At 61.3% G+C, this 14480-nt stretch carries 15 protein-coding genes and 2 tRNA genes; 7 read left to right on the top strand and 10 right to left on the bottom strand.

Going from position 1 to position 14480, the window contains the following annotated elements; translation table 11 throughout:
• The first annotated feature begins 3 nt into the window (after positions 1-3).
• The 4 genes from E0L37_RS19035 to E0L37_RS19050 are packed head-to-tail and all read left to right on the top strand — an operon-like array spanning position 4 to position 3699.
• Positions 4-315, top strand: a complete 312-nt coding sequence (locus E0L37_RS19035; protein WP_063139966.1) for a DUF2523 family protein — start codon at positions 4-6, stop codon at positions 313-315.
• The gene (locus E0L37_RS19040) at positions 316-1419 is read left to right on the top strand and encodes a zonular occludens toxin domain-containing protein (protein WP_133493242.1); all 1104 of its coding nucleotides are present in this window, start codon (positions 316-318) and stop codon (positions 1417-1419) included. It abuts the gene before it with no gap.
• 55 nt (positions 1420-1474) lie between these two features.
• Positions 1475-2716 (top strand): hypothetical protein, encoded by a 1242-nt coding sequence (locus E0L37_RS19045; RefSeq protein WP_133493243.1) that lies wholly within the window; start codon positions 1475-1477, stop codon positions 2714-2716.
• On the top strand, positions 2713-3699 hold the full coding sequence (locus tag E0L37_RS19050) for a tyrosine-type recombinase/integrase (protein ID WP_133493244.1): 987 nt from the start codon (positions 2713-2715) through the stop codon (positions 3697-3699). Before E0L37_RS19045 ends, E0L37_RS19050 begins: the two co-directional genes overlap by 4 nt.
• A 65-nt stretch (positions 3700-3764) precedes the next feature.
• Here the strand turns inward: E0L37_RS19050 and E0L37_RS19055 are convergent.
• The 9 genes from E0L37_RS19055 to E0L37_RS19095 all read right to left on the bottom strand — a co-directional run bounded on the left by E0L37_RS19055 (position 3765) and on the right by E0L37_RS19095 (position 9669).
• A tRNA-Pro gene (locus E0L37_RS19055) sits at positions 3765-3841 on the bottom strand.
• 130 nt (positions 3842-3971) lie between these two features.
• Positions 3972-4328, bottom strand: a complete 357-nt coding sequence (locus E0L37_RS19060; RefSeq protein ID WP_014995526.1) for a MerR family transcriptional regulator — start codon at positions 4326-4328, stop codon at positions 3972-3974.
• Entirely contained in the window at positions 4312-4614 is a 303-nt protein-coding gene (gene ihfA, locus E0L37_RS19065) for an integration host factor subunit alpha (RefSeq protein WP_014995527.1), read from the bottom strand. Before ihfA ends, E0L37_RS19060 begins: the two co-directional genes overlap by 17 nt.
• A gap of 12 nt (positions 4615-4626) precedes the next feature.
• Positions 4627-7002 (bottom strand): phenylalanine--tRNA ligase subunit beta, encoded by a 2376-nt coding sequence (pheT, locus tag E0L37_RS19070; protein WP_133493245.1) that lies wholly within the window; start codon positions 7000-7002, stop codon positions 4627-4629.
• A gap of 67 nt (positions 7003-7069) precedes the next feature.
• Positions 7070-8089 carry a phenylalanine--tRNA ligase subunit alpha gene (pheS, locus tag E0L37_RS19075; protein WP_133493280.1) on the bottom strand — a complete coding sequence of 340 codons (1020 nt, stop codon included), beginning with the start codon at positions 8087-8089 and terminating at the stop codon, positions 7070-7072.
• Positions 8090-8267: 178 nt separating this feature from the next.
• On the bottom strand, positions 8268-8627 hold the full coding sequence (gene rplT, locus E0L37_RS19080) for a 50S ribosomal protein L20 (protein WP_022996118.1): 360 nt from the start codon (positions 8625-8627) through the stop codon (positions 8268-8270).
• Positions 8628-8670: 43 nt separating this feature from the next.
• Positions 8671-8865 (bottom strand): 50S ribosomal protein L35, encoded by a 195-nt coding sequence (gene rpmI, locus E0L37_RS19085; RefSeq protein WP_014995531.1) that lies wholly within the window; start codon positions 8863-8865, stop codon positions 8671-8673.
• A gap of 53 nt (positions 8866-8918) precedes the next feature.
• Positions 8919-9473 carry a translation initiation factor IF-3 gene (infC, locus tag E0L37_RS19090; RefSeq protein ID WP_133493246.1) on the bottom strand — a complete coding sequence of 185 codons (555 nt, stop codon included), beginning with the start codon at positions 9471-9473 and terminating at the stop codon, positions 8919-8921.
• A gap of 119 nt (positions 9474-9592) precedes the next feature.
• Positions 9593-9669, bottom strand: a tRNA-Val gene (locus E0L37_RS19095).
• A 220-nt stretch (positions 9670-9889) separates the two neighbouring features.
• Between E0L37_RS19095 and E0L37_RS19100 the strand changes: the two genes are divergently transcribed.
• Positions 9890-11158 carry an MgtC/SapB family protein gene (locus tag E0L37_RS19100; protein ID WP_133493247.1) on the top strand — a complete coding sequence of 423 codons (1269 nt, stop codon included), beginning with the start codon at positions 9890-9892 and terminating at the stop codon, positions 11156-11158.
• Between the two features lie 18 nt (positions 11159-11176).
• On the opposite strand, the gene E0L37_RS19105 is transcribed toward E0L37_RS19100, so the two are convergent.
• Positions 11177-11869: a GntR family transcriptional regulator gene (locus E0L37_RS19105; protein ID WP_133493248.1), complete on the bottom strand. Its 693-nt coding sequence runs from the start codon at positions 11867-11869 to the stop codon at positions 11177-11179.
• A 188-nt stretch (positions 11870-12057) separates the two neighbouring features.
• Here E0L37_RS19105 and E0L37_RS19110 point away from each other — a divergent pair, with 188 nt between their 5' ends.
• Together E0L37_RS19110 and E0L37_RS19115 are read left to right on the top strand one after the other, a co-directional pair.
• On the top strand, positions 12058-12618 hold the full coding sequence (locus E0L37_RS19110; protein WP_133493249.1) for a hypothetical protein: 561 nt from the start codon (positions 12058-12060) through the stop codon (positions 12616-12618).
• 410 nt (positions 12619-13028) lie between these two features.
• Complete coding sequence (locus E0L37_RS19115; RefSeq protein ID WP_133493250.1) at positions 13029-14477, top strand: cytochrome ubiquinol oxidase subunit I; 1449 nt, start codon at positions 13029-13031, stop codon at positions 14475-14477.
• Positions 14478-14480: the final 3 nt, after the last annotated feature.

The following is a 14480-nucleotide window of genomic DNA, read 5'->3' on the forward strand; positions in this document are numbered from 1 at the left end:
GCCATGCCCGCGTTTCTCGCCCCCATTGCGGTCTTTCTGGCCCAAATCATTGGCCCGCTCACCAGCCGGGTGCTGCTGGCCCTGGGGATCGGTGTCATTTCCCTGACCGGGGTGCAGTCCGGCATTAACGCCCTGCTGAACAAGGTCACCAGCCACTTCGGCGGCGTGGCCGGGGACGTGGCGTCGCTGATCACCCTGGCCGGTTTTGACGTGTTCTTCAGCCTGGTGATTTCCGCCTATGTGGGCGTGATCAGCATGAAGACGCTGTATGGCGCCTATAAGCGCTTTGGTTTCGGTATGGGGGGAGACGGATAAATGTTCTGGCTGATTACCGGCAAGCCGGGCTGTGGCAAGACCAGCCACGCCATTGATTTTGTGCTCCATGACAAGCGCTTTGCCGTGGAGGGCAGCGAGACCCGCCGCCCCGTCTACTACCGGGGCATTCGGGATCTGGCGGTGGAATGGCACGAACTCACCGACAGCGAGACCGAGAACTGGCCCGAGCACCTGCCGGATGGAGCGGTGCTGGTGGTGGACGAAGCGCAACAAATCTGGCCGGTACGGCCCTCCAGCAAACCCGTTCCCGCAGGACTCACGGCACTGGAAACCCACCGGCACCACGGCTGGGACATTATCTTCATCAGCCAGGATCCGTCCTTACTCGACACCCACGCCCGGAAGATCTGCAACGAACAATTCCACTACTCCCGGCCCTTCGGCGCGCCCTTCGTCATCGAGTACCACTCGGGGTCCGGCTATGTGAACCCGGCCAGCCGCACCGACCTGGCGTCCTGCATCCAGAAGAAAAAGAAACTCCCCAAACGGGTGTGGCACCTCTACAAGAGCGCGGAGATCCACACCCATAAATTCCGGTTACCCAAGCTGGTCTACATCGTCGGGCTGCTGGCCTGCCTGGTGGTGTTCTTCGTGTACCGGTTCGTGACCGGCCTGGGCATCAGTGACGACACCAGCGTCATCACCGGGGAAGGCCCCGTGGCGGAACAGTCGATGCCCGCCCCGCCCCCCACAGGCAACCCGGCAAACAGGATTGGCCGGTATGTGGCGGCGGTACCGGCCTCCTGGTCTGACTTGGTGACACCGGAGATCCCCGGCCTGCCCTACACCGCCCCCCTCTATAACGACATCGCGCGCCAGCCCACCACGGCCCCGGTGATCCACGGTTGCATGGCCTTCGAGAACGACCAGAGCGATTGCCGGTGTTACACCCAGCAAGGCACCCGCATTGCCGACATGCCGCACGCCCTGTGCCTCAAGGCGCTTAAGGACGGCGTGTTCAATCACCTGGCCCGCAACGACAGCGATGCCACCGGGCGCGGCGCGGCCCGGCGGGATGAGGGCGCCTCCGGCGTGCCATCTGGCGGGGCGCGCCGCGCCCCCAGCGAAAAGACGTCCCTGTAACACGTCTTACAACTCGATTTCATCGAGCACACTAGACCACATTAAGAGGTGAATCATGGCGAAGGCCCCGAAACACTGCATAGCCTTGGACGACGATTTGCAGGAAAGCCCCTGGGGCCGACTCTTTGTCGATGACAGCACCGGGGACACCTTCGACCTGCGCGGGGTGAATGTCGTCCACTTCGGCACGGATACCGTGCGTCAGCTTTACCGGGGACAGCTGCAACCGCATATCCTGGCCCTGTTCGAGGAACCGGGTATCGTCGATTTCGCCGGCAAGCGCTGGTCCGCCGGACGGATCGGCCGGGACTCCGGGTATCAGTACCGCCTCCAGAACGCCGATTTAGGTGTGATCCTGCTGATCAAGTCCTTTCATGCCAAGGACGACGCTATCGGTACTCACCTCAAAATCGAGGTGTCCCCCCACTGCATCCAGGCCCACAGCCCGCGCGAGCTGCAAACCCTCATGGATGACCTGGCCGACCAGGTGCTGACGCACGCCACAGCCCATCAGGCCGCCGTTCACATCGCGATGGACGTGCAAGGCTGGGCACCACCCCAGGATTTCCAACCGCACCTACACTGCCGATCCCGTCGAGTCCGGCAATATGACGGTGTGGATAGCATCGAATGGGCCTCATCAAGCGCGACGTATGGCCGTGGGGAGTCCTGGCTGTTCGGCTCCCCCTGCGGCATCCAATTGGCCGTGTACGACAAAACCAAGGAAGCCGTCGCCAAGGATAAACTCGACTACTGGCGCAGCGTGTGGAGCCAGGCCGACGGCTACCAGGAAGAACGCCAGGTGTTTCGGATCGAGTTCCGGTTCCACCACTCCATCGTCGAGCAGTTCTCGCAAGGCTCTGTCGATTACCAGACCGGCGCCGTGGTCGATTTCCACGACTATGCCAGCCTCCATGATCACCTGGACGCCCTGTGGCGCTATGGCTGCGACGCCTACCGCTACCTCCGCCGTCCGGGCCTGTATGACCCGTTCTGGACCGTGGTAAGCCGTCAGGCCCTCCCCCTGGACCCGCAGCCGGTGAAATACAAGCGGTATCACAAGACCGCCTCCGGATTCAGCGGAAAAAATGTGGAGTTGCTACTCGGCAATTTCATCAGCTGCGCCGCCCGCCACCGATTGTCCGCCTGCCAGGCGTGGAAGGCCCTTGAGTCCCTGCCTTTCTTCGACGTCATCAAGGAACACTACTGTGCCAAGGGCAAAAACACCTACGACCTGCGGCGACACATAAGACAACTACTGGAAGAACGAATAGTCCGCTGGGGGCAAGCCATATGATCAAGCAACTGCCGGATGGCCGCTGGCTGGTCGATGTTGAGCCGGTCAAAGGACATCGGCGCCGAAAGCGCTTTAACACCAAGGGGGAAGCCAAACGGTTCGAGGCGCATATCAGGACCACGCTTCGGGACACGGCACCATGGGAGTTACCGCGCAAGGACAACCGTAGCTTATGGGATCTGGCACAGCGGTGGTACGACCTCCACGGCAAAACACTAAAGGCCGGGAAAAAACGCCTTCCACTTCTGAAAATGGCGTCGGATGCGCTCGCCTGCCCTGCCGACCGCGTGAAGCCGTTAAGGTTTCTGGAGTACCGTAATCGCCGCTTGGAAAACGGGACTCATCCCAAGACACTGAATAATGAACTTGGCTTCATCAATGCAGTATACAACAAGCTCCACCGGCTGGGGGATATCAGTTACCCCAATCCCCTGTCCACCGTGGACCCGCTCAAGGTAGAACAGCGGGAATTGTCCTGGCTCACGCTGCCGCAAATAGCGCTGTTGCTTTCCAAAACCGACGAGAGCCCCAATCCGCACCTTTCCATGGTGACCAAGGTTTGCCTGTCCATCGGTGCCCGTTGGGGAGAAGTGCAGTATTTAAGGGTGTCTCAGCTGCGTTCCGGGATGATTACCCTGAGCCTGACCAAATCCGGCAAGGTCCGATCCATTCCCATATCCGATGATTTCGAAAAAGAGTTGCGGGCCCATCTCCAGGCACACGGGAATCTGGCGGCCACGTTGAAGGGGTTTCGGGTAGCGCTCCGCAAGTCCGGCATTGAACTCCCGAGGGGGCAGGCAAGCCACGTGCTGCGGCATACCTTCGCGGCGCACTTCGTGATGAACGGGGGAAACATTCTTACGCTACAGAAGATACTTGGCCACGCGTCCATCAACATGACGCTGCGTTATGCCCACCTGGCGCCGGATCATCTGCGAGAGGCCATCTCGCTTAACCCGTTTTCGACACTTCATCGACAGTAGGCACAAACAAAAAAGCCTTGCCCGGAAAATCTCTTTCCAGAACAAGGCTTTATGTCGACCTAATTTGGTCGGGACGGGAGGATTCGAACCTCCGACCCCTTGCACCCCATGCAAGTGCGCTACCAGACTGCGCTACGCCCCGAGAGTGGTTGCTTGCTCGGCAGAGAGGGCTCTGCGTCGAAGCGGCGGGAATCATAACGGATTCGTGACGCGGATGGAACCCGAAAAACCGCTGCCCGGCGTTGGTTGGGTGGGATTTGGCCAGCCCCCGCTCAGGCCTTCAGCGCGTCCAGCACTTCCTCCAGCTCCACCCTCATTTGCCGGATCAGCTGATGGTAGCGAGTGGCGCTTTCGGAGTTGGCGTCGCCGGAGAGCTGCTGACGGGCACCGCCAATAGTGAAGCCCTGCTCGTACAGCAAGCTGCGGATCTGACGGATGGTGAGCACGTCCTGGCGCTGGTAATAGCGGCGGTTGCCGCGCCGCTTCACCGGTTTCAGTTGCGGAAACTCCTGCTCCCAGTAACGCAGCACATGCGGCTTCACATCGCACAACTCGCTGACCTCACCGATGGTGAAGTAGCGTTTGCCGGGGATGGCGGGAAGCTCGTCGTTATTACTGGGTTCCAGCATGGTAATCTTCCACACGCTGCTTGAGTTTCTGACCGGGCCGGAAGGTCACCACCCGCCGTGCGGTAATGGGGATTTCCTCACCGGTCTTGGGATTACGACCGGGCCGTTCACTTTTATCACGCAGTTCGAAGTTGCCGAAGCCGGACAGTTTCACCGGGCGATTGTTCTCCAGCGCTTCACGCAACTCCTGGAAAAACATCTCCACCAATTCCTTGGCTTCCCGTTTATTCAGTCCCAATTCTTCGTGCAGTCGCTCCGCCATGCCGGCCTTGGTCAGCGCGCTCATATCTGCCTCGGTTTAGACCCTGAGATTGGCGTTAAATCGTTGTTTTAACTGGGATACTACCGCTTCGACCAGGGCATTGACCTGATCGTCCCTAAGAGTGCTGGAAGCGTCCTGGAAGGTCAAGGTCATGGCCAGGCTTTTGTAACCGCTGTCAATATGTTCGCCCTGGTAGACGTCGAATACCTGCACGTCACGCAGGCGTTCGTCGCAGGTCTCCCGCACCAGTGCCATCATGTCACCGGCCGCCACTTCGCTGGCGACCACGAAGGCCAGGTCCCGTTGTACACGCGGGAATTCCGACACCGGCTGGAACCGTGGCAAATGCCCGGTCACCAGCGGCTCCAGAATCAGTTCGAACAGATAAAGGTCGGTGGGCAGATCCAGTTGACCGGCCAAACGCGGATGAATGCGCCCCAGATAGCCGACGGTCTCGCCCTCCCGCTCCAGCCGCGCGCACTGCCCCGGATGCAACGCCGGGTGCGTGGCGGCGACAAAGCGATAGTCCTCGGCGCCAGACAACGCCAGCAGGGATTCCACATCCCCTTTCAGGTCATAGAAATCCACTGCCCGCGGCTTGTTCTGCCAATGGGCCGGTGCCGCGCTGCCGTAGAGCAGTCCCGCCACCATCGGTTGCTGCGCAAGCTCCCGCTCGCCAGGGACGAAACGCAAACCGGTTTCGAACAGGCGCAGACGATCGATCTGCCGGTTCAGGTTACGCTGGGCAGTGGTCAGCAGGCCCGCCATCAGAGTGGTGCGCATCACGCCCAGATCGGCTGAAATCGGATTCAGCAACGCCAGGGGCTGGTGATCCGGATCCACCTTGGCCAGGATTTCCGGTGCCACGAAACTGTAGGTGATCGCTTCCATGTAACCACGGTCACGCAGCGCATCGGACAGCCGGCGCAGCGGTACCTTGTGTTCGTACTGCGTGTTGCCCGCGGGCGTACCCGCCGGTACCCGGTTGGGCAAACGGTCGTAGCCGTGAATCCGCGCCAGTTCCTCGATCAGGTCCTGCTCGATGGCCATATCGAAACGCCAGCTCGGCGCGGTGATTTGCCAGTGCCCTTCCCCCTGCTCGTTCACTTCCATGCCGAGCCGCCGCAGGATATCGACAATCTCATCGTGCTGTAGAGCACTGCCCAGCAACCGGGTGGCGTGGTCGGCACGCAGTTCGATGGCAGCGGGTACCGGCAAGGACGCCGTGTCTTCACTACCGCTCACCGGGCCGGGGCGGCCACCGGCGATGTCGAGGATCAAAGCCGTGGCGCGCTCGATGGCGAGGGCTTGCAACGCCGGATCCACGCCGCGTTCGAAGCGGTGGGAAGAGTCCGTGTGGAGGCCGTAGGAGCGGGCCTTGCCAACAACGGCCAGCGGACTGAAGAAAGCGCATTCCAGGAACAGGTCCCGGGTGTCGGCGGATACCGCGCTGGGGCGCCCCCCCATGATACCGGCCAACGCCAGCGGCCCTTGCCCATCGGCGATCACCAGGGTGTCGTCACGCAGGTCCAGGGTTTGTTCGTCCAGGGTTTCCAATTGCTCACCGGCCTGTGCCCGGCGTACACGGATGCCGTCGCTAAGACGGTTAAGATCAAACGCGTGCAGCGGCTGCCCCAGTTCCAGCAGGACGTAGTTGGTCACGTCCACCACCGGATCGATGGAGCGCAGACCGGCCCGGCGCAACCGCTCCACCATCCACAACGGCGTCGGCGCGGCGACGTTGACGTCCCGGATCACCCGGCCCAGGTAGCGGGGACAGGCTTCGGTATCTTCCACGATCACCGGAAAAACGTCGTCGATCCCGGGCGCCACCGGCTCGATAACCGGTTCGTTCAGCGGCACCCGGTTAAGCACGCCCACTTCCCGCGCCACGCCGCGCAGACTCAGACAGTCCGCCCGGTTGGGGGTCAGGTCCACCTCGATGATGGTGTCATTGAGCCCGAGATAGTCACGGATATCGGTGCCCACCGGCGCGTCTTCCGGCAATTCCAGCAGGCCATCGATGAGATCTTCCATGCCCAGTTCGGATGCACCGCAAAGCATGCCCTCGGAAGGCTGACCACGCAGCTTGGCTTTCTTGATCTTGAAGTCGCCGGGCAATACCGCGCCGATGCGGGCGAACGGCGCCTTCAGGCCTTCGCGGGCATTGGGCGCGCCGCACACCACCGGAAACACCTCCGTGCCATCGTCCACTTCGCACAAGCGCAACTTGTCGGCGTCCGGATGCGGCTGGCAGCTTTTGATTCTGCCCACCACCACACCGCTAAAGGCCGGCACCACCGGCTCCACGGCGTCCACTTCCAGACCCGCCATGGTCAATTGGTGCACCAGCGTGTCGGTATCGATGTCGGGATTAGCCCATTCCCGTAACCAGGCTTCGTTGAAACGCATTCTCGGTGTTCCTTAAATTCGGTTCGCGACCACTCGGCCTACGCTGCGGTATCCGGTGGTGGCGCGCTCAGGCGAATTGCGAGAGCACGCGCACATCGTTTTCGAAAAACAGACGCAGATCGTTGACGCCATAGCGCAACATGGCCAGGCGTTCGATCCCCATGCCAAAGGCGAAGCCGGTGTAGCGCTCGGGATCCACGCCGCCGTGCTCCAGCACTTTCGGGTGCACCATGCCGCAGCCCATGATCTCCAACCAGCCGCTGTGAGAGCATACCCGACAGCCCTTACCACCACAGCTCACGCAGCCCACGTCCACTTCGGCGCTGGGCTCGGTGAAGGGGAAGTAGCTGGGGCGGAAGCGCACCGGCAGATCATCCACTTCAAACACGAATTTGAGGAACTCCGCCACCGTGCCCTTGAGGTCGGCGAAGGTAATACCCTCGTCCACCAACAACCCTTCCACCTGGTGGAACATGGGGGTATGGGTCAGATCGGAGTCGCACCGGTAAACACGGCCTGGGGCAATGATCCGGAACGGCGGTTTGCCTGCCTTCATCACCCGTACTTGCACCGGCGAGGTATGGGTACGCAGCAGACGTCCGTCACCGAAGTAAAAGGTGTCGTGCATGGCCCGTGCGGGGTGATGGTCGGGAATATTGAGCGCCTCGAAGTTGTGGTAGTCGTCCTCCACTTCCGGGCCCTCGGCGATGTCGAAACCAAGCCGCAGGAAGAAATCTTCCATGCGCCGGCGCATACGCGTCACCGGATGCAGGGCACCGGGCATTTCGCCACGGCCAGGCAAGGTCACGTCCAGCGCTTCCTCGGCGAGACGGGCGTTGAGTACCTGCTCCTGCAGCAGAGCCTTGCGCTCTTCGATGGCGTCCTGGACCCGCTGCTTACCCTCGTTGATCAGGGCTCCGGCCTTGGGACGTTCTTCCGGTCCCAAACCGCCCAGACTCTTGAGCAGAGCACTGATTTCCCCTTTCTTGCCCAGATAGCGGACCCGCACCTCGTCCAGAGCGCGGGCGTCGCCGGCCTCGGCCACCTGAGCCAACGCTTCGCTGACCAGGGTTTCCAGGTTCTCCATCATAAAGCCATATCCATCAGTGGTTGCTGATTTCCCCCGCCACGCCCCTGGCCCGCGGGTCGATCCCGGCGCGACCCGGCGGCCGCGCAAACAAAAACGGGGGAAGAGCGCGAGCTCTTCCCCCGTCGAGAGTGCCTTGTCGTTACGCTTCTGATTACAAGAGTAACGTCACAGGTGCTCAGGCGGCGAGGCTCGCTTTGGCTTTCTCAGCCAAAGCGCCAAACGCACCCAGATCCCGCACGGCCAGATCGGCCAGCACTTTACGGTCGATGTCGATGGACGCCTTTTTCAGGCCGTCGATCAAGCGGCTGTAGGACAGGCCGTTGACACGGGCGGCGGCGTTGATACGCACGATCCACAGACGACGGAACTGACGCTTGCGAACCTTACGGTCACGGTAAGCGTACTGGCCCGCTTTGGTCACCGCCTGTACCGCTACGCGGAACACACGGCTGCGCGCGCCATAGTAGCCTTTGGCTTGCTTAAGGATTTTCTTGTGCCGGCGACGGGCCTGCACACCACGTTTAACTCGAGCCATTGTTCAGATCTCCAAAAACCAGTTGCGATACTGAGCTGTTGGCTCAGCTATAGGGCATCATGCGTTTAACCAGGGCCACATCACTTTCGTGGACTTCCTGCTTCGGACGCAGCTGACGAATCCGCTTGGAAGACTTCTTCGTCAGAATGTGGTTTTTGAATGCCTGCTTGCGCTTGAAACCGGAGGCGGTTTTCTTGAAACGCTTTGCAGCCCCGCGGTTTGTCTTGATTTTAGGCATGGTTACCTTCTCGTTGCTGAGTGCTTGATTACCTTAAGCAACCCGAATCCGGATCACTTCTTCTTTTTGCCCGGGCCGAGCACCATGATCATCTGGCGCCCTTCCATGTTCGGGCGTTGCTCGACGGAACCGTATTCCGCCAAATCCTCTTCAATCCGTGCCAGCAGCTCACGACCGAGCTCCTGGTGCGCCATTTCCCGACCTCGGAAACGGACAGTGACCTTGGCCTTGTCTCCAGCCTCGAGGAAGCGCTTCAGGTTACGCAGCTTCACCTCGTAGTCGCCGGAATCCGTGCCAGGCCGGAATTTGATTTCCTTGACCTGAGTCTGGCGTTGCTTCTTGCGAGACTCCTTGGCCTTCTGTTTTTGCTCAAACAGATGCTTGCCGTAATCCATCAAACGGCATACGGGCGGTTCCGCACCAGGGGAGATTTCCACCAGATCCAGTTCTTTTTCAGTGGCTTTCTGCAGCGCTTCCGTCAAGGAAACGATGCCAAGCTGCTCACCATTGTCGTCGATCAGCCGTACTTCGCTGGCCTGGATTTGCTGATTGATGTTGGCACGCTGCTCGCGTCCCTTGCCTCCACGCTTAATGTCGCGAACCTCCACTTAGTGAATCGAAATGAGGCGAACCTCGCCCGCTTTGACGGGTAGCGGGGCATTGTATGCCACGCAACGACACCCGGACAACCCCGACGCCGGACATCGAATCTCAAAACGGGAATATTTGGTAGGCACGAGTGGATTCGAACCACCGACCCCCACCATGTCAAGGTGGTGCTCTAACCAACTGAGCTACGTGCCTGCAGAGGGGCGCAATTTTAGGGATACGCGAGCCCCCTGGCAAGCCCTGGCGACGGCTTTCTTGACCGGACCGGGTAATCAGGTCGTTCGCCATCCCGGCCCCGGCCACCTTGCCCCTATACTGGCGGGACATCCTTGATGGGCATTCCCGGCAAATCCGCCCCCACCAAGAAGGTCTGGCCGGGACGATCCACTGCTCGCCAACACCGGAACCCGACACCATGAGCGACCCTGCCTGGATAGATACCATGTTGATCAAGCTGGGACTGGCTCTGCTTCTCGGCCTGCTGGTGGGTATTCAAAGAGGCTGGCGGGATCGCGATCAAGCGCCGGGGCAACGGGTCGCGGGCGTGCGCACCCATGCCCTGGTCGGCCTGCTGGGCGGGGTCTGCGCGGCCCTCTCCGACCACGCCGCGGGTCTGGTTCTGGCGGTGGGCTTCGCCACCGTGGCGCTGGGCGGGGCTTTCGCGTTCGGAATACGCGCCTATCGCGTCAGCGATTACAGCATCACCGGACTGATCGGGTTGCTGCTGACCTTCACCGTGGGAGCCCTGGCCATGCTGCAACCTCCGGAGATCGCCGCCGCCGTGGCGGTGATCACCACCATCGTGCTGGACAACAAGCGGGAGGCGCACGATTTACTGCGCAAACTGCAAGAGCAGGAACTGGATGCCGGTCTCAAGCTGTTGCTGATCTCGGTGGTGGTCCTGCCGCTACTGCCCAATCAGGGCTACGGCCCGGGCGGGATGATCAATCCCTACGAGGTCTGGTGGATGGTGGTGTTGATCGCCTCGATCTCTTTTGTCGGCTACTTCGCGGTGCGGGTGGGAGGAACCGAACGCGGCCTGCTGTTCACCAGTGTCTTTGCCGGCCTCAGTTCCTCCACCGCGCTGACCCTGCATTTCGCCCGCCTGTCCCGGAGGTCACCGGTGCTGTCCCCGCTCCTGGCGGCGGGCATCCTGCTGGCCTGCGACACCATGTTTCCGCGCATCCTGATCTACTGTCTGCTGATCAATCGGCAACTGCTGCCGGCTCTGGCGCCGCCGGTACTGGTAATGGCCGGGCTGCTTTATCTGCCGGTCCTGATCATCTGGTTGCGCCATCGCGCTGAAACCAACGTTGAACAGCCGGCGCTGAAGCAAAACCCGCTGGACCTGAAATCGGCCCTGTTTTTCGGTTTGCTGCTGCTGATCATCATGGCGCTCGGCACCCTGCTCCAGGAGTGGCTGGGGGATGCCGGTATCTATCTGCTCGCCGCCACGTCCGGCATCACCGACGTCGACGCCATCACCCTGTCCCTGACCCGGTTGTCCCGCCAGGGGCTGACCACCGATACCGCCGTGCTCGCCATTGTGCTGGCGACGGTGGTGAATAATCTGATGAAAACCGGCATGGCCCTGACCATCGGCGACCATGTCCTGGGCCGTTCGGTGCTGGTCCCGATGTCGGTGTCCCTGGGCGCCGGCCTGTTCACCGCCTGGTTGCTATAGAGGACCGACCGGCGACGCTCAGCGGCGGCGGGCGCTCCAGGCGGCCTCGATCTGGCGGGCGCGGGTGATGGAATCCTGCACCAGTGCGCTCTGGTGCTCGGCGAACTCGCGGATGATTTCCAGCGCGGAGCGCACATCACGGCGAAAGATGGTCTCCACCAGCGCCTTGAAGAAGGACAGGCATTCCTTCATCTCGTCGTGGTCCAGGTGCAAGGCCATGAACCAGGTACGCTGCAACGCCGGCTGCAGGTTACCCAGCACCGATTCCACATAGCTATTGCGGGCGAATGGATAGGCTTGCTCCAGGAAACGGAAGCACAGGGTGAAAAAACGCTCGACGTTACGCTCGCCGGCGGCCAGTTGCAGCTCGTGAATCAGTTCGATAAACGGATCCAGGTCTTCCTCGCGCAGGGACTTGATGGCCTTGCGAATCACCAGCCCGAGCAGCACCTGCACCAGTTCGTACAGTCCCTGCACCCCGACTTCCGTCAGTTCCCGCACCACCGCGCCCCGCCGCGGCAGGATTTCAATCAAATGCCGGCGCTCCAGGATCAGCAGCGCCTCGCGCACCGACCCCCGGCTCACTTCCAATTCGCCGGCGACACGCAGCTCCTGGATCCGGTCCCCAGCCAGCATTTCCCCACGGATAATCTGGCCGGCCAGGTGTCCTGCGATCTGCTCGGCAAGGCTTTGGTTGGCTTTAAAAGTCACGATCGTCGCATTGTTTAACAATTTGGAAGCATTGTCGGACTATACAACAGGAGTTCAAGCAACACAGCGCCTGGTTTACGTAACGGTTTGCAATTATCAGCATTCCACCCGGTGACAAGCTCATCCAGGTCTGGTTAGCTCAAGGGCAGGTTCCCGAGCAGACAGGGACACTATAGGAGGACGGGTCCGTGGACACCGTGTCGATGCATCAGGCTCTGATTACTGAATTACCGCTGGTGGATGCCTTGTTCGACCAGTATGCGGGGCGCTTTGGCCGTGACCAGACCGCCTACCGCAACCATGTCTATCGCCTGGTCAACCTGGTGGCACTGCAGCAACCCTTGACGGACGACACCCTGGAGAAACTGCAGGTCGCCGCCTTCTTCCACGACGCCGGCATCTGGTTGGCCGGCACCTTCAATTATCTGCAGCCTTCCGCCCGCCTGGCCTGCCACTATCTTCACGAGACCGGTCGCGGAGCCTGGAGCGCGGAGGTTCAGGACATGATCCTGGATCACCATAAACTCAGTGCCTGCGAACCCGGCAAAACGCCGCTGGTGGAGGCATTCCGCCGCGCCGACTGGATCGATCTGTCCCGGGGACTGCTGCGCTTTACCGTACCGCGCCCGGCTCTGCGCGCGGTGCTGTGCCGTTTCCCCAACGCCGGCTTTCATCGCCGGTTGCTGACGCTGTTCCTGCGCCAGATGGCCACCGAGCCCTGGCGGCCTCTGCCGATGCTGCGGCGATAGGCCGACTTGCAAAGAATCGCGGCTGCTGAGCCACTGCTGTCCCACAATTGTGGAACAGTCTGCTTACACGCAACACGCTGGCACTCCGGTTCGCTGCCAAGGCAGCTTCCCACGGCGGCTCTGTAGCTTCTTCCGTGGGAAGCTGCCTTGGCAGCGAATACGGCTCTGCAAGGCTGCTCAAGCGAGCTAAGGCGCGTTGCGGAACAGCAGTAGCTCACGAGCCGCGATTCCCTACCTCCCCGAGGACATTCGGTCCAAGGACACAATGCCCAAGGACACTCTGCCCAGGTTCCGGCACCCACCCTTCTTGCTAGCCTTTAGAGGACTTTTGAACGGGGGCGGCGACGCACCCGATCCTTTGCCCGTTGGGCCGGGGTAGCAACCCCATTGCCGCCGGAAGGAGTACGCTCATGTCTGACGCCCTGGCGCTGGACCTTGCCCGTCTGCAGTTTGCCTTCACCATCTCGTTTCATATTATTTTTCCCGCCATCACCATCGGCCTGGCCAGCTACCTGGCGGTACTCGAAGGGCTTTGGCTGTATCGAAAGAACACCGTCTACCGTGATCTTTACCATTTCTGGAGCAAGATATTCGCCGTCAATTTCGGCATGGGCGTGGTCTCCGGTCTGGTCATGGCTTACCAGTTCGGTACCAATTGGAGCTTCTTTTCCGAGTTCGCCGGCAGCATTACCGGCCCGCTTCTGACCTATGAAGTGCTGACCGCGTTCTTCCTGGAGGCGGGTTTCCTCGGCATCATGCTGTTCGGCTGGAACCGGGTGGGCCCCGGTCTGCATTTCTTTTCCACCGTGGTGGTGGCCATCGGCACTCTGATTTCCACGTTCTGGATCCTGGCTTCCAACAGCTGGATGCAAACGCCCCAGGGGCACGAGATCATCGACGGCGTGGTGGTGCCGGTGAACTGGTTCGAGGTCATCTTCAATCCCTCCTTCCCCTACCGTCTGCTGCACATGAGCGTGGCCGCCTTCCTCGCCACGGCCCTGTTCGTCGGCGCGTCCGCCGCCTGGCACCTGCTGCGTCGGCGCGACAATCCGGCGGTGAAAAAAATGTTCTCCATGGCCATGTGGATGCTGATCGTGGTGGCACCGATCCAGGCGCTGATCGGCGATGCCCATGGATTGAACACGCTGGAACATCAACCGGCCAAGGTGGCCGCCATGGAGGGTCATTGGGGCGGAGACGAACACAACGCCGCGGAAGGGGTACCGATGATTCTATTCGGCTGGCCGGACATGGAAGCGGAAACCACCCGCTTCGCCGTGGAGATTCCGCGACTGGCCAGCCTCATCCTGACACACAGCTGGGACGGCACCATCGCCGGCTTGAAGGATTTTCCCGCGGAGGACCGCCCCAACGTGCCGCTGGTGTTCTGGTCGTTCCGGGTAATGGTCGGCCTCGGGTTGCTGATGATCGCGCTTGGGGGCTACGCCCTGTGGCAGCGCTGGCGCGGGCGCCTCCATGACCACCCCTGGCTGCTGCGCTTCGCGCTGGTAATGGGCCCCGCCGGTCTGATCGCCATTCTGGCCGGGTGGTATACCACCGAAGTGGGCCGCCAGCCCTGGGTAGTGTACGGGTTGCTCCGCACCGCCGACGCGGTATCGCCCCATCCACCAGGGCAACTGGCGCTGTCCTTGTCGCTGTTCGTGGTGGTCTATCTGTTCGTGTTCGGCGCCGGTATCGCCTACGTGCTGCGATTGGTGCGCAAGGGGCCGGTGATCAGCGAAGGAGAACGGGAAGCCCATGGCGGCCCCGGTCAATATCGCCAGCCGATGCGCCCGCTGTCCGCCGTGGAGGACGACGACGGCGATGCCGGGCATCCACAACCGCACACCAGGAGCTGAACC

Source organism: Alcanivorax sp. 24, assembly GCF_004360225.1.
GTDB classification, from domain to species: Bacteria; Pseudomonadota; Gammaproteobacteria; order Pseudomonadales; family Alcanivoracaceae; genus Alloalcanivorax; species Alloalcanivorax xiamenensis.

Coding starts and splice junctions, on each gene's coding strand:
- E0L37_RS19035 (WP_063139966.1), top strand. CDS start 4: ATGCCCGCGTTTCTCGCCCCCATTGCGGTCTTTCTGGCCCAAATCATT.
- E0L37_RS19040 (WP_133493242.1), top strand. CDS start 316: ATGTTCTGGCTGATTACCGGCAAGCCGGGCTGTGGCAAGACCAGCCAC.
- E0L37_RS19045 (WP_133493243.1), top strand. CDS start 1,475: ATGGCGAAGGCCCCGAAACACTGCATAGCCTTGGACGACGATTTGCAG.
- E0L37_RS19050 (WP_133493244.1), top strand. CDS start 2,713: ATGATCAAGCAACTGCCGGATGGCCGCTGGCTGGTCGATGTTGAGCCG.
- E0L37_RS19060 (WP_014995526.1), bottom strand. CDS start 4,328: ATGCTGGAACCCAGTAATAACGACGAGCTTCCCGCCATCCCCGGCAAA.
- ihfA (WP_014995527.1), bottom strand. CDS start 4,614: ATGAGCGCGCTGACCAAGGCCGGCATGGCGGAGCGACTGCACGAAGAA.
- pheT (WP_133493245.1), bottom strand. CDS start 7,002: ATGCGTTTCAACGAAGCCTGGTTACGGGAATGGGCTAATCCCGACATC.
- pheS (WP_133493280.1), bottom strand. CDS start 8,089: ATGGAGAACCTGGAAACCCTGGTCAGCGAAGCGTTGGCTCAGGTGGCC.
- rplT (WP_022996118.1), bottom strand. CDS start 8,627: ATGGCTCGAGTTAAACGTGGTGTGCAGGCCCGTCGCCGGCACAAGAAA.
- rpmI (WP_014995531.1), bottom strand. CDS start 8,865: ATGCCTAAAATCAAGACAAACCGCGGGGCTGCAAAGCGTTTCAAGAAA.
- E0L37_RS19100 (WP_133493247.1), top strand. CDS start 9,890: ATGAGCGACCCTGCCTGGATAGATACCATGTTGATCAAGCTGGGACTG.
- E0L37_RS19115 (WP_133493250.1), top strand. CDS start 13,029: ATGTCTGACGCCCTGGCGCTGGACCTTGCCCGTCTGCAGTTTGCCTTC.